17 protein-coding genes are annotated in these 22,127 nt (G+C 37.8%); 4 read left to right on the top strand and 13 right to left on the bottom strand.

What is annotated here, in order from left to right; genetic code table 11:
- Positions 1-22 precede the first annotated feature (22 nt).
- The 4 genes from ACUN8G_RS01090 to cysS all read right to left on the bottom strand — a co-directional run bounded on the left by ACUN8G_RS01090 (position 23) and on the right by cysS (position 4,792).
- A complete protein-coding gene (locus ACUN8G_RS01090) occupies positions 23-1,471 on the bottom strand; it encodes an OmpP1/FadL family transporter (protein ID WP_437346952.1) in 1,449 nt (482 codons plus the stop codon).
- A 31-nt stretch (positions 1,472-1,502) separates the two neighbouring features.
- Entirely contained in the window at positions 1,503-2,432 is a 930-nt protein-coding gene (locus tag ACUN8G_RS01085; protein WP_437346951.1) for a hypothetical protein, read from the bottom strand.
- 127 nt (positions 2,433-2,559) lie between these two features.
- Positions 2,560-3,327, bottom strand: coding sequence for a hypothetical protein (locus ACUN8G_RS01080; RefSeq protein ID WP_437346950.1), 768 nt, complete (start codon positions 3,325-3,327; stop codon positions 2,560-2,562).
- 55 nt (positions 3,328-3,382) lie between these two features.
- Positions 3,383-4,792, bottom strand: a complete 1,410-nt coding sequence (gene cysS, locus ACUN8G_RS01075; protein ID WP_437346949.1) for a cysteine--tRNA ligase — start codon at positions 4,790-4,792, stop codon at positions 3,383-3,385.
- A 230-nt stretch (positions 4,793-5,022) separates the two neighbouring features.
- Between cysS and ACUN8G_RS01070 the strand changes: the two genes are divergently transcribed.
- The 3 genes from ACUN8G_RS01070 to hydF all read left to right on the top strand — a co-directional run bounded on the left by ACUN8G_RS01070 (position 5,023) and on the right by hydF (position 9,770).
- The gene (locus tag ACUN8G_RS01070; RefSeq protein ID WP_437346948.1) at positions 5,023-7,029 is read left to right on the top strand and encodes a multiheme c-type cytochrome; all 2,007 of its coding nucleotides are present in this window, start codon (positions 5,023-5,025) and stop codon (positions 7,027-7,029) included.
- 109 nt (positions 7,030-7,138) lie between these two features.
- Entirely contained in the window at positions 7,139-8,548 is a 1,410-nt protein-coding gene (locus ACUN8G_RS01065) for an aspartate ammonia-lyase (RefSeq protein ID WP_437346947.1), read from the top strand.
- A complete protein-coding gene (hydF, locus tag ACUN8G_RS01060) occupies positions 8,541-9,770 on the top strand; it encodes a [FeFe] hydrogenase H-cluster maturation GTPase HydF (protein ID WP_437346946.1) in 1,230 nt (409 codons plus the stop codon). Before ACUN8G_RS01065 ends, hydF begins: the two co-directional genes overlap by 8 nt.
- Here hydF and ACUN8G_RS01055 read toward each other — a convergent pair.
- From ACUN8G_RS01055 to ACUN8G_RS01015, 9 genes are all read right to left on the bottom strand, one after another.
- Positions 9,762-10,460 carry a pirin family protein gene (locus ACUN8G_RS01055; RefSeq protein ID WP_437346945.1) on the bottom strand — a complete coding sequence of 233 codons (699 nt, stop codon included), beginning with the start codon at positions 10,458-10,460 and terminating at the stop codon, positions 9,762-9,764. The genes hydF and ACUN8G_RS01055 overlap by 9 nt on opposite strands.
- Positions 10,461-10,468: 8 nt before the next feature.
- Positions 10,469-11,518, bottom strand: coding sequence for a peptide-methionine (R)-S-oxide reductase MsrB (gene msrB, locus ACUN8G_RS01050; RefSeq protein WP_437346944.1), 1,050 nt, complete (start codon positions 11,516-11,518; stop codon positions 10,469-10,471).
- Between the two features lie 526 nt (positions 11,519-12,044).
- Positions 12,045-12,716, bottom strand: coding sequence for a transporter (locus ACUN8G_RS01045; protein WP_437347126.1), 672 nt, complete (start codon positions 12,714-12,716; stop codon positions 12,045-12,047).
- Positions 12,717-12,974: 258 nt separating this feature from the next.
- On the bottom strand, positions 12,975-14,513 hold the full coding sequence (locus tag ACUN8G_RS01040; protein ID WP_437346943.1) for a YifB family Mg chelatase-like AAA ATPase: 1,539 nt from the start codon (positions 14,511-14,513) through the stop codon (positions 12,975-12,977).
- 126 nt (positions 14,514-14,639) lie between these two features.
- Positions 14,640-15,134 (bottom strand): NADH-quinone oxidoreductase subunit NuoI, encoded by a 495-nt coding sequence (gene nuoI, locus ACUN8G_RS01035; protein WP_437346942.1) that lies wholly within the window; start codon positions 15,132-15,134, stop codon positions 14,640-14,642.
- 14 nt (positions 15,135-15,148) lie between these two features.
- A complete protein-coding gene (gene nuoH / locus ACUN8G_RS01030; protein WP_437346941.1) occupies positions 15,149-16,180 on the bottom strand; it encodes an NADH-quinone oxidoreductase subunit NuoH in 1,032 nt (343 codons plus the stop codon).
- 56 nt (positions 16,181-16,236) lie between these two features.
- The gene (locus ACUN8G_RS01025) at positions 16,237-17,889 is read right to left on the bottom strand and encodes an NADH-quinone oxidoreductase subunit G (protein ID WP_437346940.1); all 1,653 of its coding nucleotides are present in this window, start codon (positions 17,887-17,889) and stop codon (positions 16,237-16,239) included.
- Positions 17,890-17,902: 13 nt separating this feature from the next.
- Entirely contained in the window at positions 17,903-19,171 is a 1,269-nt protein-coding gene (locus ACUN8G_RS01020) for a M16 family metallopeptidase (RefSeq protein WP_437346939.1), read from the bottom strand.
- A gap of 607 nt (positions 19,172-19,778) precedes the next feature.
- A complete protein-coding gene (locus ACUN8G_RS01015) occupies positions 19,779-20,468 on the bottom strand; it encodes an NUDIX hydrolase (protein ID WP_437346937.1) in 690 nt (229 codons plus the stop codon).
- Positions 20,469-20,642: 174 nt separating this feature from the next.
- On the opposite strand from ACUN8G_RS01015, the gene ACUN8G_RS01010 reads away from it, so the two are divergent.
- Positions 20,643-22,124 (top strand): xylulokinase, encoded by a 1,482-nt coding sequence (locus ACUN8G_RS01010; RefSeq protein WP_437346936.1) that lies wholly within the window; start codon positions 20,643-20,645, stop codon positions 22,122-22,124.
- Positions 22,125-22,127 lie beyond the last annotated feature (3 nt).

The raw sequence follows: 22,127 nt of genomic DNA, 5'->3' as shown, positions 1-22,127 counted from the left end.
TGTAAGTAGAATAAATCCTATTTCAGAAATTATACTTTAAACCTAGAATAAAATTATTTCTTGAAATATCCTGATAAATTCTGGAAATATTTGAACCGTAATTATCGCCTATATCTTTCCACCATCCCATGGCATAAGCCAGATCAATCGATATATTTTTCGATTCGTAACCGATACCCATAGTTAGATATTTTTTGTCGTAATCCGAAGGGTCGTCCTTATATGGAGAAGGCATCAGAATAAATCCTCCACGTAAGGCCACATTTGTTTTTGGAATGTAATATTCTGCACCGAAATTTAGATTAAAAACGGTTCCCAAAAATTCTTGTATATCTCTGTTGTTACTTTCTATGTCAACTCTGTCGAGACCAGATACAAATTCCATCTGTGAATAATCAACCAGTGTCACATCGGCAGATAAAGTTAAGCCTTTGTTATTATAAGCGGCACCGGCAGAAAATTCATAAGGAGTAGTAATTTCGTATTCAAGCCTGTTTTCAATCGGCGGATCGAGATAAAAACTTGTCCCGCTGCCGAAATCACTGGAAGCGTCAACAAAATATGATTCTTTAATTGTATATTTTCTTGGCGTCTTAATGGCAAAGCCGATAGAAAGATTTTTATTTACTTTGCTCAATAAACCGAGATTCAGGTTCCACGCTGAGATATTCCATTTGATAATATCATTAAGATAAAATGCTTGAAAATCGCTCGTTGCAGGTTCAGCAGGATCAAGTAGAAATCCTGCAGGATAATTATCACGCAGGTCTTCTTCCCAGTACTGCCTGTCCCTTCGGAAATCACCACCGATTATATTCAGTGTAACACCAAGATATAAATCCCTCTGTATCTCTAAAGCAGCAGAAAGTGACCAATTATTAAGCTTTCCTTCCTGCAAAATTTTACCGCTTTGATTTAATCCTCCATTTATACGCGTTTCATCATAGAGATAGTCATCGTTATTGTCATACACGGGATAACTGAGTCCCAACAAGTAAGCGATATCGTCATTGAAATTTGTTAAATCCTGTATCATTGAATTATTTCCTGCGTTATATCCGTCGAAACAGACGGTATAGTTATATTCCTTAAATTGATTATATCCGAGTGCCAGCACAAAACTGCCACGATATGTAGGGAATGGAAGAACGATGCCAAATTGATTTAATCGAGTCGTTCCGTTTGAGTATGAATCGCTTTTATTAAAAAATTCGGATTTATTATCAAATAAATTATAGTTCAATGAACCGTTAAATTGACTTTTCTTTATCAACGCAAAACCAGCAGGATTAAATAAAGCCGCAGAAAAATCATTGCTCAATGCCGTATAGGCATTGCCCATTGATAGCGAACGCGCACCGCTTATTATATCTGCCTCCGATAACCTTAGAGCGTCGTTATAATTCTGAGCCCAATTAATGTTATAAGTAAACAGTGAGATAAATATCAAAATAAAGATTTTTTTAGACATGTTTCCTCCGAACTGAGAACTCTATAAAATTTTATCTACCACGTCTACTGCTGCCTCCACTTGACCTGGAAGAAGAACCGCTACTACTGGAACCAGTGCCTCTGGAGCTACTACCTGAGCTTGAAGGAGGACTGTACGAACGAGACGAATTTCCAGAACTTGCTGGCGGAGTATAGGATGGAGGAGGTGCATAGCTGGGACTACTATTCTTTTTCGAATCGCTCGAGCTGCCGCTTCGTCTCGAAGGGGTGCGACTCCTACTATCATTGTCTTTATTATTCGAAGGTCTTCTATAAGTTTCTGTACGAGTTTTTCTTGTGTTGTCAGAATCGACGCTTCGACCTGTTCCCTCCTTATTTAACGATGTACCATTTCCACTTCTTGAAACTTTCGAACGACTAAGATCAACATCTCTTTGGTTCGTATTTCCATTACTTGTACTTACCTTAGTTCTGTCTCTTAAATAATCACGTGTTCTGGTTCGGGTTATTGGATTGCGTTCGCCAGTATTGTCACGCAAATGTGTGTAAGTATTTCTATGTTTATAGTAATTACCTCCTACATACCAGTAATCGTGATAATCCCAATAGTATGGATAATTCCAATATCCGCCGTAAACCCAATAATTATGTGGATACGGATAATACCACCATGGATAAGGCGTGTAATAATACCAATCCCACCATGGGTCATAATAAAAACCTACCGAAACGCTCCATCCCGGATAATATCCCCAGAAATATCTTCTATAATTGGGATACCAGCCGTCGTCTATATAGTAATTATTGACAATTGTAGGCTCCTCTTCGTAATCGTAATTATTATCAAGGGTATCTGCCTGATCATATACATAGTCTTCTTCTTCATTATCGTAATTCGGGTAAGATTCACGAAGAGCTAACTGAGTATAACACCCGGTGAAACCGAAAGCCAAAATCAATATCATTAAATATCGTTTCATAACGCCACCTTTTTTCTTATTATAATACAAAATTAATGCCTCAAAAAGTATAGCATAAACTATATAATTGATGGTATGAAGGAATGTATGTTTATTTAAATAGACTCTCCGTACTAAAAGAGAGACACTAAAAGAGAGATTTAATGAATTCGACGTAAATTCCCCTGTCGGCTTTATTGCTTGTAAATTTTTTGTTGTCGAGCAAATCCCTCAAATTAATGCCAATTGTCAACCCGCCGTCAACAGACCAGCGAACACCCATATTAAGATAACCAGTACCATCACCCAATGAATTACCCGTGTTGTCATTAACAGCAAAATCGTATTCCCCGACCAACGAGAAATTTGCTCCAAATGTTTTCTCTATTCCGAATCCGAGATTCAAATCTTTGTCGTTGTCGTCCCTTTCAAGAGAATAGTTTACAATACCGTGAATACTCAAATATCCCATAAACTGATAGTTTTTCGAAACGGCGGCAAAGAATCCTGGAGATTTTAGTTGATACCGTTCAAGCGATTTATTATATAAACCTTTTCCCTGCGAGTCGAAACCGAAAGTGATGGCTGGCAAATTCTCAGTTTCTTCGACCAAACGGAGTCGAACGTTTACTGCAGGCAGCGAATACCAGTCAACCTTTCCTGCGCCTATAATATTTGATCCGCCGTATGAAATTCCGAAACTAAAATTATCGAACACTCCTACTTCAAGTTTAGAAATTACTACGCCGTCCGGCATTATATCGAACGAAATTCCGGCAAAACCTTTTTCGAGAATACCTGCACTGGGTAAATCAATAAGATTTCTGTACTCGTGTTTGGCTGCAGTACCTGAAGTACCTTGTGAAAAAAGTACACCAGTTAATAAAAAAGTAATAAGAACAACTAATTTTTTCATTTTTTTCTCGCAGGTTTATTTACAGCTTAAAATTAGAAAATATTTATCAGAACTTCTATTTCCTTATAAAGGTCGTTCCTTCTTTTTTGTCCTGGAGTACAATTCCGAGATCATTCAATCTGTTCCTAATCATATCAGCTAAACTATAATTTTTTTCTTTTTTGAGAGTTTGCCTGATTTCAATCAGTAGTTCAATCAATTTATCGTCGAGTGTTTCTTTCTTATTATCCGTTAATTTTTTGAAGTTTACGATTCCAAGAACATTCTGAGCTGTATCTACCATAAACTTTTTTACATCCTCAAGAAATTTCGTACTAAGATTTTTACCCTCGTCGAGCACTTTATTAACTTCGCGCATGAAATTGAAAATTGTAGCAACAGCTTGAGGGGTATTGAAGTCGTCGTCCATTGCATTGGTAAACTCATCATAAAACGAGTTTATTTTGAAATCGGGATAGTTGCCTTCTTGCAAGTCTTTTAATAAATCTTCATTAATTCTAAGGGCAAAATTTCTGATTTTATCGGCTCCTTTTTCGGCAGCGGCAAGCAATTCCTCGCTGAAATTAAGTGGTCCTCTGTAATGAGTTTGTGAAAAGAAAAGACGAATTGCTTCAGGAGAATATTTTGATAAGATTTCGCGAGTAGTAAAAAAATTACCGAGTGATTTCGACATCTTTTCATTTTGAAAGTTAAGAAAGCCGAAATGCATCCAGTATCTTACAAATTTTTTACCGTTAGCTGCTTCGCTCTGAGCAATTTCATTTTCATGATGCGGAAAAATCAGGTCGTTGCCCCCGGCGTGAATATCGATGGTCTGGCCAAGGTGTTTGCAACTCATTGCAGAGCATTCGATATGCCAGCCAGGTCTACCACGCCCCCATGGAGCTTCCCATGCCGGTTCGCCTTCTTTTGCTTTTTTCCAGAGTACAAAATCAAGGGGGTTTCGTTTATTTTCATTTATATCAATTCTGGAACCTGCTTCTAATTCTTCTAAATTTTTCCCGCTCAGTTTACCGTAATCCTTGAACTTTGATATATCAAAAAATATTGTTTCGTCTACTTCATAAGCATAGCCTTTTTCGAGTAGCTGGTTAATCATCAGCACAATATCTTCGATATGTTCTGTGGCTTTTGGGTGCAAAGTTGCAGGCTTAATATAAAGCCTCTCCATATCCTCCTTAAAGGCAGCAGCAAAAAAATCTGCAATATCATGCGTCGATTTTTTTTCGGCTAATGATTTTTTGATGATTTTATCGTCGATATCGGTTATATTCATTATGTACTTAACGACGAATCCTTTGAATTCAAGATATTTCCTGGCAATATCAGCCATTACAAAGGAGCGGGCATTGCCTATATGAAAGTAATCATAAACCGTAGGACCGCATACATAGAAGGATACATTCGGTGGATTAAGGGGAATAAAATCTTCTTTAGTTTTAGAAAAAGTATTATAAATTTTCATTAACATTCCAAATTTTAGGAAAAAATATACTAATTGTATCGACTTTTTTCCAATTTAAGGGATGGAACGGTTATTGATTTAAAAAAGATAATGAGATAAAAGTACATATAATATATTTTGGACTTTGAAATCTTGATTTCTCTCTTTATATTCCGATTAAAGAAAGGGAGAAGAAAGTTTTTTTATCTGATTATCTCAAATTATCCATTTTATAACCATAGGAGGAACATATGCAAAAAAAAGTTACCGTATTATTTCTGCTCTTATTTGTCGTTACGGGATTAGTATCTGCACAAACCATGCGGATAACGACCTATGGAGTATCGCCCCGTGAAGCCGGAATGAGTGAAAATGATATTTTTACATCAGCTTATAACGGCTTAACAAACGTCGGCGTAGGCACCAAAATGTATCTCAAAGCAACACTTGCTGGAGGTCGCCTGAACGATCCCAAATGGAGCACAACTGAACGCGCCCCTGGTTCAAACCCAATTTTTGGCGGAGTTCTCGACGTTGATACTTCTACACAAATTATTGTATTCACTCCAGACAAACCGGGTAAATATGTTGTTCAGGTTACCGATGGCCCATATACAGCTTCAATAGTTATAAATGCAGCTAAGTATATCGGCGTTTATAATGTAGTAAATAATGTAACATGTCAGACCTGCCATCCTTCAGTTGTAGAAAAATGGGAAGGCACCGGACATGCGTCGATGCTTTACCGTGGTGTTGAAGGAACACTCAGCAACCATTATAATGCTAATTGTATTTCCTGTCACACAACTGGTTATGACGTAAATGCAGATAACGACGGATTTGACGACTTTGATTTTGTGTTCCCCGAAACCTTAACACAAGGCACATATCAAACTCTGGTAGATAAATACCCCGACGCAATGCAAAGAGCTAACATTCAATGCGAGAGCTGTCACGGTCCAGCCAGCGGACATTTCGGCTCTACGAAAGATTCACGTATTGTTGTAAGTTATTCAAGTGATAACTGCGCTTATTGCCATGATGACGGCCATTACCATGTTTATCCCGAGCAATGGGATGTATCGAGGCATGCAGTAGCTACAAGCTATCCAAGCGGTCCTGGTCGCGAAAGTTGTGTACGCTGCCATACCGCCAAAGGGTTTGCTCAGTTCGTTAAAGGAATTGCAACAAATGATCCCTATTTTGATCCTTCCTATCAACCGATTTCATGTGCAGCTTGTCACGATCCTCACGATGCCTCAAATATGCACCAGGTTAGAACTGTTAATGCCACACTTGCTGACGGCACTGTAATCGAAAAAGGCGGACTTGGTAAACTTTGTATGAATTGCCATCAAAGTCGTAGAGTTGCAAACAGCAGTTATACTGAAATACCATCTAGACATTTCGGTCCTCACTATTCTACAGCAGCAGATGTTATTAATGCTACGAATGTTGTTACATTCGGTGATACACTATTCACACTTGCAAGCACAAATCATCTTGGTGCCACCGAAAATGGATGCGTTGATTGTCATATGGCTGAAGGCGAGACCGACGCCAGCGGTCACACTCAATTAGTCGGTAAACATACCTTCTCGATGAGTACCCCTTCAGGAGTAGACAACATGAAAGCATGCGCTAAATGTCACGGCAATTCACTCGGCGCTAGTTTTGAAGATGTGCCTTTCGTTATGTATGCAAACGGCGTCTACACGGGCGACCATGATGGAGATGGAATTTCAGAAGGTCTGCAAGCTGAAGTTCATGGACTACTCGACTACTTAGGTTCTCTATTACCCAATCCTGATCCTCATGCCGACCCAGATACAACATGGACAAAACAACAAATTCAAGCCGCATACAATATGAGAACTGTTTATTACGACGGAAGCTATGGCATTCACAATCCTAAATTCGTGGTTACTCTTCTTAAAGGTACAATAAAAGCTCTCGGCGGTGTTGTAAGTGTAGAAAAACCGAAAGAAGTTCCGAAAAACTATGCTCTCTATCAGAATTATCCTAATCCATTCAATCCAACTACAAATATCAAATTTTCACTGCCCAAAGAATCACATGTAAAACTTACTGTTTACGATGTACTGGGCAAAGAAATTCAAACCCTTGTTAATAACAGATTGTCGGCCGGAACGCATACATTTTCTTTCAATGCTTCACATCTTGCATCTGGTATCTATCTCTACAGAATCGAAGCAGGCGATTTTGTTCAAGTTAACAAGATGTTACTCGTAAAATAAATTCTTAAAACGGCGGTTTGAAATATAACCGCCGTTTTTCATCATTCCCCGTTTCCTATTTTTTATCCCCCTTCTTTGCTATTTTTGTATAAAATAAATAAAGATTATTATGAGAATAGAAAAAGATTCTTCGGGACAGCTGGAAATTCCATCTGATGCTCTGTATGGAATTCATACAGTGAGAAGTTACAATAATTTTCCAAGAAGCGGAGAAAAAGTAAATCTCCATCTAATTAAAGCTTATTTTCAAGTTAAACTTGCTGCTGCTGAAACTAATTATAAATGCGGTCTTCTACTAAAAGAAAAATACGACCCGATTTCAGAGGCAATTGAGGAACTGATTCATGAAACCGACTCATGCATAAAAGGTGACCTGTCGAGCATCTACGAGAAAATTATTGTCGACCCATATCAGGGGGGTGCTGGCACATCATTAAATATGAATATTAACGAAGTTATTGCTAACACTGCACTCAAAATTGCCGGTAAAAATTATGGCGAGTATGATTTTATTCATCCGATCGACGATGTCAATATGAGTCAATCAACAAACGATACATTTCCAACTGCACTTAAAATTGCATCCATTACACTTTTAAGGGAGCTTCAGGAATCGTTTGCTCAATTGCAAAATGCTTTGCAGAAAAAAGAAGATGAATTTAAGAACATATTAAAACTCGGTCGCACTCAATTTCAAGATGCTGTACCCATCACCTTAGGACAGGAGTTTGGAGCATATGCTCAGGCAATTGCTCGAGATCGCTGGCGTCTCTACAATGCCGAAGAAAGACTTCGTTCTGTAAATTTAGGTGGAACAGCTGTGGGAAATTCTGTTTCTACTACACGCGAATACGTACTGAATGTCAACTCAATACTTAAAAAGATCACAAAACTACCTGTGGCAAAAAGCGAAGATCTAATCGACGCCACTCAAAATATGGATGTATTTGTAGAAGTACATGGAATTGTCAAAGCAGGAGCGGTAAGTATAATTAAAATATGCAACGATTTAAGATTTCTGTCCAGCGGTCCAAACGGAGGAATTGGGGAAATAAATTTGCCTCCTAAACAGGCTGGTTCCAGTATCATGCCGGGGAAAGTTAATCCAGTAATACTCGAAAATGCAATTCAAATTTGCGAACTGGTAAAAGGACACGATGTTGTTATCTCAAATATTGCTGGTAATGGTAATCTTGAGCTCAATCCATTTGGACCACTGCTTGCTCACCTTTTCCTTAAATCTCTCGAATTGTTGCGTGAATCCAACTTCAATCTGGCAAAAAATTGTATCGAAGGAATTACAGCCAACGAAGAAAGATGCAAAATGAATTTAATCAACAGTTCGGCAGTTGCAGCGTCGCTTATTTCTACTTTCGGTTACGACACTATTCAGGAACTGGTAAAATATGCTTATAACAATAACATCCCTTTTGTAAAAGTATTGATGAAAAGCAAACTGCTGAGCGAAGAACAGATTTATGAAATTATTTCGAAAGATTTAGGATTAAACATTGAATAAAACACCATACTCCGAAAGGGTACATATTGCATTTGTCGGCAGACGGAATGCCGGCAAATCCTCTCTAATGAACAGATTTGTCGGGCAGGATCTGTCAATAGTTAGTGATATTCCTGGAACAACTACCGATCCAGTACGGAAGGCCATGGAATTATTGCCTTTTGGACCCGTCGTTTTAATAGACACGGCAGGAATCGATGATACTGGAGAACTCGGAGAAAAAAGAATTTCGAAGACCATAAAAATCATTTCTGAGGCAGATTTTGTCATTCTTGTACTCGATTCACAGAACAAACTTTCAGATTACGAAAGAGACCTGCTCGATCACTTTGATAAATTTGAAATTCCTTTTGCAGTTGTTATCAACAAATCTGATCTGGGAATTAATTACGAATTAATTGAAGAGCTGAAAAACCTGAAGATAAAATATCATACAGTCTCCTGCCTTAAAGACGAAGGCATCTATGATTTAAAAGAAAAACTCGCACGAGAAATACCTGGACAGGACGAAATACCTCTTATTGGCGATTTAATTAAGCGGCACGATATTATTATCCTTGTAGTTCCAATTGATCTGGGTGCACCGAAAGGTAGGCTCATTATGCCTCAAGTTCAAACTATAAGAGAATCACTTGACGAAGATGCGATCGTTATCGTTGTCAAAGATAAAGAATTAAGAGCTGCTCTATCGAATTTAAATACTCCTCCTAAATTGGTTGTAACTGACAGTCAGGCCATCATGCGCGTGGTTGCCGACGTACCAGATGAAATTCCGCTGACAACTTTCTCAATATTGATGGCAAGGTATAAAGGCGACTTGACAGAATATGTTAAAGGTTTACGAAGAATAGAAGAGCTTGAAAACGGCGATAAAGTCTTAATTGCCGAGGCCTGTACACATCATGCTCAGGAGGACGATATTGGTCGAGTTAAAATACCAAGATGGCTACGACTCCATACAAAAAAGAATCTCGAAATCGACGTCGTCAGCGGACACGATTTCCCGGATAATCTGGGCGATTATAAGCTGATTGTTCATTGTGCTGGATGCACTTTAACAAGGAAAATGATGTTGACACGTATCAAACAAGCCAAATACTTTAATGTACCGATTGTTAACTATGGAGTTGCCATTTCATATATGCATGGAGCAGTTCCGCGTGCTCTTGAACCTTTCCCCGAAGCTATAGCAGAATGGGAAAAAGTCTCGGGGCTACTTTAAGTCGAATAGAATAAAATCAGATTCTAAAATCGAACTTATATTAATTTCCGTTTCACTTTCAACTGAAAGCCCGTCACCACTGTTCATAGTAACGTCATTAATTTTAAGAGTACCAGAAATTAGCTGTACCCATACCTTTCTACCGGGAAGAATTTTAAAATTGACCTTATGATTTTCTTTTAATCTGGAGCGATAAAGTTTTACATCCTGATTTATATAAAGCGATTCCTCTTCACCTGAGGGTGATACCAATAATTGCAAACGGTTAATCCTTTTACTTTCAGGGAATTTTTTCTCAGCATAACGTGGCGTAAGAGATTTTTTATTCGGGAATATCCAAATTTGCAACAATTTAACCGGAAACTCGTTTGAATGATTGAACTCACTGTGAGTAATGCCGCTACCAGCACTCATTATCTGAACGTCGTCATTCTGAATTACAGAACCGTTACCCATACTATCCCGATGCTCCAGCTCACCTTCATAAACAATCGTAATAATCTCCATATCATTGTGTGGATGCATCGGAAATCCAGCAGAAGGCATTATAACATCTTCATTTATTACACGCAGGTCGCCAAAATTTATATATTCGGAATCGAAGTAGCTCCCGAATGAAAATGAATGGTGACTTAAGAGCCAATCCAATTTAGTTACCCCTCGTTCATAAGATTTTCTTAGTTGTAACATAACTCCCTTTAATTAAAATACTCGATATAATTTTCGTATCCTTCTTCTTTCAACTTTTCGAGTGGTATAAATTTCAAAGAAGCGGAATTGATACAGTATCTCAATCCAGTAGGTTTCGGCCCATCAGGAAATACATGTCCCAGATGACTTTTAGCAATACGGCTCTTTAATTCGATTCTTGTCATGCCGAATGAATTATCGACAAATTCGAGGATATTTTGCGGTTCAAGAGGTTTAGTAAAACTCGGCCAGCCCGTCCCGGAATCGAATTTATCAGTTGATATAAAGAGTGGCTCACCACTTACAATATCTACATAAATTCCTTTTTCTTTGTTATTCCAGTACTCGTTTTGAAATGGTGGTTCTGTACTGCATTGTTGTGTAACTTTATATTGCAACGGAGTTAAATTTGATTTATTCATTCTATCAACATACTTTTCGTCATACTTTAAACGAGTAGCCCAGATACGGTCGAGAAACTCATTCCTACCGGAGTAATTTTTATATCTTTTATAGTTCATAGAGCTTTTTATAAAATAGTCCTGGTGGTAATCCTCTGCAGGATAAAATTTCTTTGCTGGCAAAATCTTAGTTACAATTGGCTTTTGAAAAATACCTGATGCCTCGAATTTATCTCTGGAAAAATGGGCAATGATCTTTTGCTCTGAACTTGTATAAAAAATTGCAGATCTATATTGTGAGCCTTTATCTACAAAAGCCCCATAATCATCCGTAGGGTCAATCTGCAGCCAGAAATGATTCAGGAGTTCGCTGTAAGACACTTTATCGGGATTAAAAATAATTTTAACCGCTTCATAATGTCCTGTGCGACCTGTGGAAACTTCTTCGTAAGAAGGATTTTCCGTGTTACCGCCAGTGTACCCGGAAACAGCTTCGATAACGCCGGTATAATTTTCAAAGGCTGCTTCAATACACCAGAAACACCCACCTGCCAAAATTGCTACTTCAGTCTTATCATTCATCTTATGTTCATTTTTGTTTGTTGTTATTGCCATCAACAACAATAGTGCACCAAAAATTCCAATTAATTTGAACATATTTTACCCCCTTAACATTTGTACCCCGATAAAATACCAGAGCGAACAAATAACATCTTTATTTATTTTTATGCATCAACACGTACTATGTTCAAAAGGTTCTGTTAATTATACCTATCAATGACACATTTAGAGACTTCTTCGGTTGTGCTCAAATTCTAAAAGAATTATTCTTGTCCTCTCTGATTAATTCCAGTTTCCTGCTCTTTATCTGCCCTTCTACTTAAGTACTGAAAGATAATTAAATCCAAAAGGTGCTACGGGTATAATTTGTACTTTCGAATCAATTTCTTCCTCGACATTTGGGGATTTTTATTAGAAATAAGCGCTTGAAAAAACGTAAGAAAATCTCAGTCGATATTTTCGAATTTCGCTGTTGGAAGTAAGTTGCAATTGCTATGGAGTTTTACATGAATGTTAAATTCGCTTAAAACCGATATCGAGTAGTTGCCCGTTAAGAAAACTTTTTCATAAAGTAGTTTAGAAATAAAAGCAACTTTTGAAAAACAAAGTTTAACAATTGCAATTAGTATTTCATATTATAAGAAATGCCAAGTCCAGCAAATAAATCGGATGTAAAATTGTTAAGTCCAAATCCAGCGAATAAATCGAGTTGCAAGTTATTACCGATCAAGTATGTAAATCCACTGTCGATTGATGGTTGCCATTCGTGTTTATCCGGCATAAGTGAAAAAAATTCCAAAAACCATCCGGTATTATCTGTAATAGCAAAACCCATACTCAATGAAAACAAATAAAGCAATTCTCTTTGATCGTTCGATCCAACAACTGATATTGCGCCTAAATTCGAACTCAAAGTAAAGTAATTATTTATTGGATGGGAAGCGGCAAGTTTAATGCCGTATTCAGGATTTTCGACCGATATTTCTTCGCTCCCCGTGGGAAGTTTACTAACTAATAGGATAGCCGCCGGTAATTCAGGATTAATCGACAGTTGATACTTGGCTTCAAGTATTAAGTCATTTAGATATGTTTTCGATTTTTCTTCTGAGTATGTCCAGCCGGTAAAACCCAGTCTGACTTCTAAACTTCTATGCAAAGCTATCCTCGTAAGAAGCGAGGGGAATGTAATATTCTTTATGTTATTATTGATATCGAGCGAAATACCTCCTTCAAATTGGACTGAACTGAAAGGCAGGGTGAAGGCGCTTTCTGTAAAATCCGGCCTGTCAGTAATTATCTATTGTGCATTATTGTTCGAATAAATTATCAATAATATTAGAGCGACATAAAATAAATTTCTAAGCATAATTATCCTTTCAATTAATATTAATAGCTTTTTTTACAAATACTGGCCTCATTCTGGTTAGTTTTGCGACTGATAATTTTTTCCGAATGAAGAACAGTAAAGCCACACTGTGAAAAAATTCTAATTGACACTACAAAGATTGTAAATTAGATTATCATAAAAAAGATGGTATATATTTTTTACTAATCAATGTCCCCACAATTCCCTATCGAGTGCTCTATATTGGATTGCTTCACTGATATGCTGAGGTAAAATATTTTCGGAAGATTCGAGGTCGGCAATAGTGCGACTTACTTTGATAATTCTATCGTACGCCCTGGCAGAGAATCCGAGGCGGGTCATCGCCATTTTGAGTAAATCGTTGCACTGACTATCAAGGCGACAAAATCTCCTCAATTCGCGGCTTCCCATATCGGCATTGCAATAAATATTTTTCAATCCTTCGAATCTTTTCAATTGAATTTGTCTGGCTTTAACTACACGTTGCCTTATAATTTCTGATTTTTCACCCTGTATTTCCGAAGACAATTCTTTGTATTTAACTGCGGGCACTTCAATATGAATGTCAATTCTGTCGAGCAATGGACCGGAAATGCGAGCCATATATTTTTGAATTTGCGCAGGAGTACAGGTACATTCTTTTGTAGGGTCTGTATAATAGCCACAGGGACAGGGATTCATAGCCGCTGCAAGCATAAAATTTGCCGGAAATTCGACTGACATTTTTGAACGACTGATTGTAACTTTTGAATCCTCGAGAGGTTGACGCATTACTTCGAGAACGTTTTTCTTAAACTCAGGTAATTCATCTAAGAATAAAACTCCATGATGAGCATACGATACTTCTCCTGGACGTGGAATGCTTCCACCACCGATTAAAGCCGCATCGGATACAGTATGGTGTGGACTCCTGAACGGCCGCTCTGTTATTAAGGCTTTATCTTTAGGAAGTATTCCTGCGACGGAATGAATTTTTGTAGTTTCCAGTGCCTCTTCGAAAGTAAGCGGGGGTAAAATTGTAGGCAGGCGCTTGGCCAACATTGTCTTACCCGATCCAGGTGGTCCTATCATTATTATATTATGCCCGCCTGCAGCTGCTATTTCGAGTGCCCTTTTAGCATTTTGCTGCCCTTTTACGTCGGAAAAATCGAGATGATATTTATTGATTTGTGAAAACACTTCTTCCTTATCAGTATACGTCGGTTCGAACTCTTGGCTTCCATTCAAAAAATCGATTACTTCTTTTAAATTTTTCAGGCCATAAACTTTAATACCATCGACAATCGAAGCTTCTTTTACCGACTCCTCTGGCACAATTAAATTCTTCAGTTTAAGGCGCCGGGCTTCTACTGCTATGGGGAGAGCGCCTTTTATTTTACGGAGTGAACCGTCGAGTGACAATTCTCCAAGAATCATCGACTCGTCAAGTAAATTCAAACTGATGAGTTCGTTTGCAGCAAGAATACCGATTGCAATCGGCAAATCGAAAGCGCTCCCTTCCTTTTTGATATCAGCAGGAGCCAGATTGACTGTAATTTTTTTGTAAGAATAATCGATGCCGGAATTTTTTAATGCAGCGCTGACACGTTCCCTGCTTTCTTTAACTGCATTGTCTGGTAGCCCTACAATTGTAATCGAAGGAAGCTGTCTCTCGCTATGAGTTTCCACTTCCACTTTGTATGCGTCGATGCCGTATGTAGAAGCGGAGATTACCCTCGAAAACATCGTAATCTCCAATACATAATTAATATAAACTTATAAAATTTTATTTCGATTTCAAAATTTGAGGGGGATAACAAAAAAAGCACACTCAATAATTGAATGTGCTATAGTGATCCAAGCAATATTGCTCTATTTGAATTTCCTCAAGTATTCGATTCGGTCGCGAAGCTGTTCGACTGGCACCAGCAATTTATCTTTACCAAAGATCGCTTCGTCTCGATTTGTAAAGACTAACTCATAATCTTTGCTCATTACAATTGCTTCTTCAGGACAAACTTCCTCACAAAAGCCACAGAAGATACAACGAAGCATATTAATTTCGAATTTTTCGGGATATCTTTCTTTTTCAAGATTTGTTTCTGAAGCCTGTACTTCGATTGCCAGAGCGGGACAAACTCTCGAGCAGAGTCCACAAGCCACACACCTTTCAACGCCGTTTTCTTCCAGAACAAGCACTGGTCGCCCTCTATAAGAAGCTGGCGGTTCAAATTTTACTTCAGGATACTCCATCGTAAACTTCGGACGAAGCATATTTTTTAGTGTGAGAATCATACCTTTAATTATTTCTACTATATAGATTCTCTCCCAAAAGTTCAGGTCTTTTTTTCTTTTCTTCTGTGCCATTGCTTACCTAAATACTATAATTTGAAAATCATAATTAACATAGCAACCCAAAGAATGTTGAGTAACGCCAGTGGGAACATTACCTTCCATCCAAGATTCATCAACTGGTCATAACGAAATCGTGGAATACTCCATCTAACCCAGATAAAAACAAAAAGCATAAATGCAGTTTTCAATAAAAAGGAAGCAATCTGTAGTACAACTGTTAGTCCTTCACTAAGTCCTAACTTATCAATATAAGGTATTTGCCATCCTCCGAGATAAAGAGTTACAATTAGTAAGCTGGCAATTATCATATTGGCATACTCAGCTAAAAAGAAGCCAGCAAACTTAAATGAACTATATTCCGTATGATATCCTCCGACCAATTCAGGTTCGGCTTCTGGTAAATCGAATGGTAATCTATTTGTTTCGGCAAAAGCGGATACTACAAAAGTAATAAATCCAATCGGTTGAAGAATTGCATTCCACATCCATCCATACTGAGCATTAACGATATCAATCGGTCTGAGCGAACCTGCCATCAACAAGACACCACCTATCGAAAATCCCATCGAGACTTCATAAGAAATCATTTGAGCGGATGAACGAATTCCACCAAGAAGAGAATACTTACTACCTGAGGACCAGCCTGCCAGCGTAATTCCATAAACGCCCAGTGATGTGAGAGCAAGAACGTACAGAATCCCTACATTTACGTCTGCCACTACCAATTTAATCTGATATCCGAACAAGTTGACCTCGGGACCAAGCGGCACAACTGCATAAGTAGCAAATGCAACGAATAAGGAAATAAGCGGAGCCATTGTATGAAGTGTTTTGTTCGCTGCATCGGGCACAATATCTTCTTTAAAGAGAAGTTTAAATACATCTGCAAAAGGCTGTAGCAAACCTTTGTATCCCACGCGATTCGGTCCCAGTCGATTCTGAGCCCAGGCACTTATCTTTCTTTCGAAATAAACCATGTAAGCTACCGATAACAAAAGCGTTGTCAGTGCTATTGCTATCTTGATTACAGTAGCAATTATTATTTCCAAAATTGTCATTCGAAATAGCTCCGTCTTTTTGCTATCAACTTACAATTAATAAAATAGTTAATAACTTATACAACCTCGTAATTTATTTGTACTCCCATTTCGCCTATACTATCGTAATCGATTCCCTTGAAAGCATCTATGTTATTAGAAATTTCGTTGAATACTTCTTCAGCCATATTGTACTTGACTTTCCCGTTCAAAGCATATATTAAGCGGGACAGAATTTTCCATGATGGAAGAGCATCATATTTATACCCCTGTTTCCATCTGTCGAACTTGGTTCCAAACTTATCCCATCTACTCATGCTCATCCCATCGAGTGCTCTGTCGAGTTCAACAGTTTCAACGGCAGGTATTATTCTTTGTAATCTACCCATGAAATTCACAAAAGAGCCGTGCTTTTCAGCATATGTAGCAGCTGGAAATAGATAGTGTGCCAGATCTGAAGTTTCGTTTCTATTTGTTGCATGAACGACCAGTAATTTTAGATTGGATAGCACATCTTTCAATTCTTCATTCAAAGCAGCAGGATTGTCTTCAACAATGTAAGCCGCTTTGACTTTTCCGTTTTTAAACAATGCAATTAATTCTTCGTAGTCCATTAACTTCTTCAAACCGAGCAATTCAGCGCCAGTTGAATTAGGGGTTTTATCCTCACGGATTAAAATATCGTCCTGGTCGCCTGGTTTAATGTGAGTGAGAAAATAAGGAATAGAGTTAAATTGTGCTGCAAGTTTTTTCAGAAGATAATTATCTTCGATAGTTGCATAAGGGGAACCGACAAATATAATTTCATCCGAACGATATTTTTTCAATTCTGTTGAAATATTTTTATAAGCTGTCTCCCAATCGGATTTAATGAGAGTTCCGTCTTTACGCAAAAAAACACCATCTATTCGTGTTTCCGAATTGACATGTTTAAAGGTGTTCAATCTACCGTTATCACACATCCAGTAACTATTTACTTCGGGATTGAAACGAGGCGTAAGTCTGAGTATCTGATTATTTCTAACCCAGATATCAATATTGCAGCCTCGTGAGCAGCCGATACAAATGGATTCAGTATGCGACATTTCCCATACGCGTGATTTAAATCTGAAATCCTGATTTGTCAAAGCGCCGACGGGACAGATGTCGACAACATTCAAAGAATAAGGATTGTCGAACGATTCGCCCGGGAAAGTAGTTATTGTTACGCTATCGCCTCTTTTGACAAAAGTTAGTTGGTTTGCTTTTGCAATTTCGTCGGAAAATCGAATACAGCGCGAGCACGATATGCACCGTTCGGCATCAAATTTAACGTAGGGACCCAGTTGAACTCGTTTTTCTTTTCTGTTTTTAATTTCCTCGAAGCGGCTTTCGCCTTTCCCATGGGCATACGCATATTCTTGAAGTTTACATTCACCAGCTTCGTCGCAGATAGGACAATCGAGCGGATGATTAATTAATATAAATTCCATCACTGCATTTCTCGCTTCCAGAGCTTTTTCGGATCTGGTATGGACGACCATTCCATCCGATGCAATAGTGGCACAAGATATAACAAGCTTTGGCATTTTTTCTACTTCAACAAGACAAACCCGGCAATTGCCAGAGACTGATAACTCGGGATGCCAGCAGAAATGCGGAATTTCAATGCCAGCACTGCGCGCCGCCTGTATAATTGTTTGTCCAGGTTTAAATTCTATCTGCTTTCCGTCGATTGTAATTTGTGGCATAACTTTCCCTTTTTTATGCTACACGCTGCATTAGAAAATTTTTTGAACTCAATATAATGCGTATTAATTTGTTGCTTCCGAAAATTTCATTTGCCATTTCCATTATGTCGTCTTCCTTGATTTTATTGATTTCTCTTATAGTTTCGGAAGGCGATTTAATTTCGTCAAAATAAATTATCGATTGTCCCATCCTCGTCATTCTGTTAGTAGTACTTTCCAGACTCATCATCAAATTACCAATCATATATTTTTTTGCTCTTTCGAGTTCTTTAAGGCTAATTTTTCTACTGCGGATTTTATTTATTTCTTCATTAATCAGTTTTTGAGCTTTGTGTACCGATTTCTCATTTGTCGAAAGATATATGCCAAATGTAGATACATCAAAAAAAGAATTCAAGAATGAATTTATTTGATATGCAATTCCATTTTCTTCTCTAAGACGCTGAAATAATCGTGAACTGCTGCCTTCACCCAAAATATACGACAATAACCGAGCAGCATAACGTTTCTTACTATTATATCCATAAGTCGTTGTTCCAGCAATGTAATGCACCTGTTGAGTATCCTTTTCTATAAACAGGTCGCCCGAAGGATAAAGTTCTAATTTCCTTTCAGGAATACTATAACGTTCGAGAGAATTATCGATATACTTCTCTATCAATTTAATCAGGCGAGAATGGCTTACGCTACCTGAAGCAATTATAAACAATCTATTGAATGTGTAATTTTTACGAACATAATCGATAAGGTCTTTTCTTGTAAATTTTCTGATATTTTTTTCCGTTCCTATAATTGGAAAGCCGAGTGTAGTGCCATTAAATATGGTGCTTTCGAAGCGGTCAAAAATTAACTCTTCGGGCGAGTCTTCAATATCACGAAGTTCATCAATAACCACCTGCGCTTCTTTGCGGATTTCGTTTACTGAAAAAACTGAGTTTTGAAGCATATCAGCAAGAACTTCAAAAGTAGGTTCAATACTATCTTTTAATCCTCTTCCATAATAACAAGTGTGTTCTTTAGATGTAAAGGCGTTCAGGTAGCCGCCAAGCGATTCGATTTCTTCAGCAATTTTTCTGGCACTTCTTTTCCGCGTGCCTTTAAAAAACATATGTTCGAGGAAATGGCTAATTCCATTATTTATTTCGTTTTCATCCCGTGACCCAACATTAAACCAAAAACCGAGAGAAAACGAGTCAACCTGGTCAATTTTTTCCGAGACTACGGTTATACCGTTATCGAGTCGAGAAATTTTTATATTTTTTAAATAATTATGTGTAGCCAAAAAAGATTTAACCGCATTTTATCTTAAAAATAATAAACAAATATAGACAATGCCCTGCACCTTTTCAAAGCTGAAAAAAAATTTATCTCATTCCTAAATTGGAGGGTAAAAACATATAAATTCTTATTTGCAAACAACATCATTTTTAGTTTTTGTAACTCATTTATTCAGCAAAAATAGCTCTTCATTGTGCTCCTTTTTGACATTTTCATTAATCATCATTTCGTGGTTAAGGAATGTACTTTATTTATTTTTTCGGTTATCTATTAATACTGCCTGTTCTTCTACAAATCAGGTATAAAAATTCCATAGTGCTCGAAATTTTATCCGTGGATCAATTGCAGGTGGAAACCAGAGCAATAATAATTATTAATCCTTTCAGACAGATAATTACCATCTCTGCGTAGAATTAATTTTTGTTGCCGTTGAGTAAACAAAATAGTTCCACTCTTTCAGGAATCAGTGAATGAATTATTTTCATTAGTACCTTCCACACTTATGATTTTTTATGAGATAGTTTACCATATAAGTGGAAATTATTTGCTCGTGGATTTGTTATTTTAAGGGGCATTTAAATTACAAACCACACTGGATTTGAAAGATTAATTTAGAGCTCGAAATTGAAACCGTCCATTTTTAACCTCTCATAAGTCCGTTTATCGAAGCGGTAAAGATAGGCGGGACGTCTTGTGCTATTTTTATCTTTTTCTTTCAGTTTGATGACAAGGTTCATTTTCATCAATTTTTTTCGGAAATTACGTTTGTCGAGTTTTTTGCCGATTATTACTTCGTAGAGTGTTTGAAGTTGTGGCAAAGTAAACTTTTCTGGCAGCAATTCAAATCCGATCGGTCGATAACGAATTCGAGCCCGCAATTTTTCCATAGCTTCCTGAATAATTTCAAGATGGTCAAACGGTAATTCGGGTAATTCATCGAGCTTGAACCACTTAGCTTCCGAAGTATCCACTCCCGTAGAAAGCACATATTGTTCCGGTTTAACCAGTGCATAATGTCCCAGAGTAAAAACTCTCCTTAGCGGGTATCTATCAACTTTATCGAAAATTTTAAATTCTTCCAGATAAATATTATCCAGTCCTGTAGTTTCTTTTAAGATTCGTTGTGCTGCCGTTTCAATCAATTCGTCTTTTTTTATAAAACCCCCTGGCAGTGCCCACCTTTCTTTAGCTGGTTTAATGGCACGTTTGACGAGCAAAACTTCTAATACCGAATTCTCGAACCCAAAAATCACACAATCGATAGAAATATTTTTTATTACGTCCTTGAGGATATGCGACATGATTTACCCAATGATTTATGTAAATTAGTATTGAAAACAAACGAAAAGTCATTACAAATTTAATAAACTTCCAGTTTATAAAGTCATAAATGCCAATTAAAAAATTCTGATGTTTTTTTAAAAATAAAAGTGTATTTTTTACACCTAATTAAAAAATCTTCGGGGAGTAACAATATGGTCTCAATCGGATATGACATCGGCAGCTCTTCCATCAAATGTTCTCTGTTCGACGTTAAGACAGGCAGAACAATCGACAGCGATTTTCATCCGAAAGAAGAGATGAAAATTTCCTCCCCAAAACCGGGTTGGGCAGAGCAAAATCCAGAAACCTGGTGGGAGTATGCAAAACTGCTTACAAAAAATTTAATTGCAAAGAACCAGGTCAGAGCAGAGGAAATTAAATCAATCGGTATTTCATATCAGATGCACGGTCTGGTTCTGGTCGACAGGAACATGAAAGTATTGCGTCCTTCGGTTATCTGGTGTGATAGCCGCGCCGTCGAAACTGGCAATAATGCTTTCGTCGAAATTGGTAAGGACTATTGTTTGAATCATTTATTGAATTCACCCGGAAATTTTACGGCGTCTAAACTGAAATGGGTAAAAGATAACGAACCAGACGTTTATGAAAAAATATTCAAAGCAATGTTGCCCGGCGATTTTATTGCAATGAAATTGACCGGGGAAATAGCAACAACAGTTTCTGGACTTTCGGAAGGTATTTTCTGGGATTTCAAGGAAAATGATCTTTCTGAAAAAATACTGGAATTTTACGGCATCGATAAAAAGTTGCTGCCAGAAATCGTACCTACATTTTCAATTCAGGGGAAGGTATTGCCGGAAGTTGCCGAAGAGCTCGGTTTGAATAAAGAGACTGTAGTTTCTTACCGTGCAGGCGACCAGCCTAACAATGCATTTTCTCTTAATGTTCTTAATCCTGGTGAGATTGCCGCAACTGCGGGCACATCCGGAGTTGTTTATGCTGTTATCGACAGACTTAACTATGACGATTTATCGCGTGTCAATCAATTTGCGCACGTTAACCATACTCCAGAAAAACCTCGAATCGGCGTGTTACTTTGTATTAACGGTACAGGTATTATGAATTCATATTTGCGTAAAAATATGGGCGAAGGTCTTTCGTATGAAATTATGAATCAGATGAGTTCCGAAATAAAAATCGGCAGCGAAGGACTCGTAATACTTCCCTTTGGTAATGGAGCCGAAAGAGTATTCGAGAATAAAAACATCGGTGCGCAATTTCTTAACATTGATCTAAATCGTCACACTAAAGCACACTTTTTCCGCGCAGCGCAGGAAGGAATTGCATTTACATTCAAATACGGCATCGACATAATTCGCCAGATGGGACTCGACATCAATGTAATCCGTGCAGGTAAAGCCAACATGTTCCTCAGCCCGATATTTAAATCAACATTTTCTAATATTATTGATGCAACTGTTGAATTGTACGATACAGATGGTTCAGTTGGAGCTGCCCGCGGAGCAGCATTAGGAGCAGGTCTGTTTAAAACACCCGAAGAGGCTTTCCGAAATTTAACCAAATTAGAGATAATTGAACCCAACAAATCCCAGAAAGAGGCAACAGAAGAGGCATACGGCAAATGGCTCGAGAACCTGAAAAAATTTATTTAACAT

The sequence above is a fragment of the Melioribacter sulfuriphilus genome, assembly GCF_052656625.1.
The sequence above is the reverse complement of the archived record's forward strand: the minus strand, read 5'-3'. Positions and strand labels throughout refer to the sequence as shown.

Coding starts and splice junctions, on each gene's coding strand:
- ACUN8G_RS01015 (WP_437346937.1), bottom strand. CDS start 20,468: ATGTCGCATATCCTCAAGGACGTAATAAAAAATATTTCTATCGATTGT.
- ACUN8G_RS01065 (WP_437346947.1), top strand. CDS start 7,139: ATGAGAATAGAAAAAGATTCTTCGGGACAGCTGGAAATTCCATCTGAT.
- ACUN8G_RS01010 (WP_437346936.1), top strand. CDS start 20,643: ATGGTCTCAATCGGATATGACATCGGCAGCTCTTCCATCAAATGTTCT.
- msrB (WP_437346944.1), bottom strand. CDS start 11,518: ATGTTCAAATTAATTGGAATTTTTGGTGCACTATTGTTGTTGATGGCA.
- cysS (WP_437346949.1), bottom strand. CDS start 4,792: ATGAAAATTTATAATACTTTTTCTAAAACTAAAGAAGATTTTATTCCC.
- ACUN8G_RS01055 (WP_437346945.1), bottom strand. CDS start 10,460: ATGTTACAACTAAGAAAATCTTATGAACGAGGGGTAACTAAATTGGAT.
- nuoH (WP_437346941.1), bottom strand. CDS start 16,180: ATGACAATTTTGGAAATAATAATTGCTACTGTAATCAAGATAGCAATA.
- ACUN8G_RS01040 (WP_437346943.1), bottom strand. CDS start 14,513: ATGTTTTCGAGGGTAATCTCCGCTTCTACATACGGCATCGACGCATAC.
- ACUN8G_RS01080 (WP_437346950.1), bottom strand. CDS start 3,327: ATGAAAAAATTAGTTGTTCTTATTACTTTTTTATTAACTGGTGTACTT.
- nuoI (WP_437346942.1), bottom strand. CDS start 15,134: ATGGCACAGAAGAAAAGAAAAAAAGACCTGAACTTTTGGGAGAGAATC.
- ACUN8G_RS01090 (WP_437346952.1), bottom strand. CDS start 1,471: ATGTCTAAAAAAATCTTTATTTTGATATTTATCTCACTGTTTACTTAT.
- ACUN8G_RS01085 (WP_437346951.1), bottom strand. CDS start 2,432: ATGAAACGATATTTAATGATATTGATTTTGGCTTTCGGTTTCACCGGG.
- ACUN8G_RS01070 (WP_437346948.1), top strand. CDS start 5,023: ATGCAAAAAAAAGTTACCGTATTATTTCTGCTCTTATTTGTCGTTACG.
- ACUN8G_RS01025 (WP_437346940.1), bottom strand. CDS start 17,889: ATGCCACAAATTACAATCGACGGAAAGCAGATAGAATTTAAACCTGGA.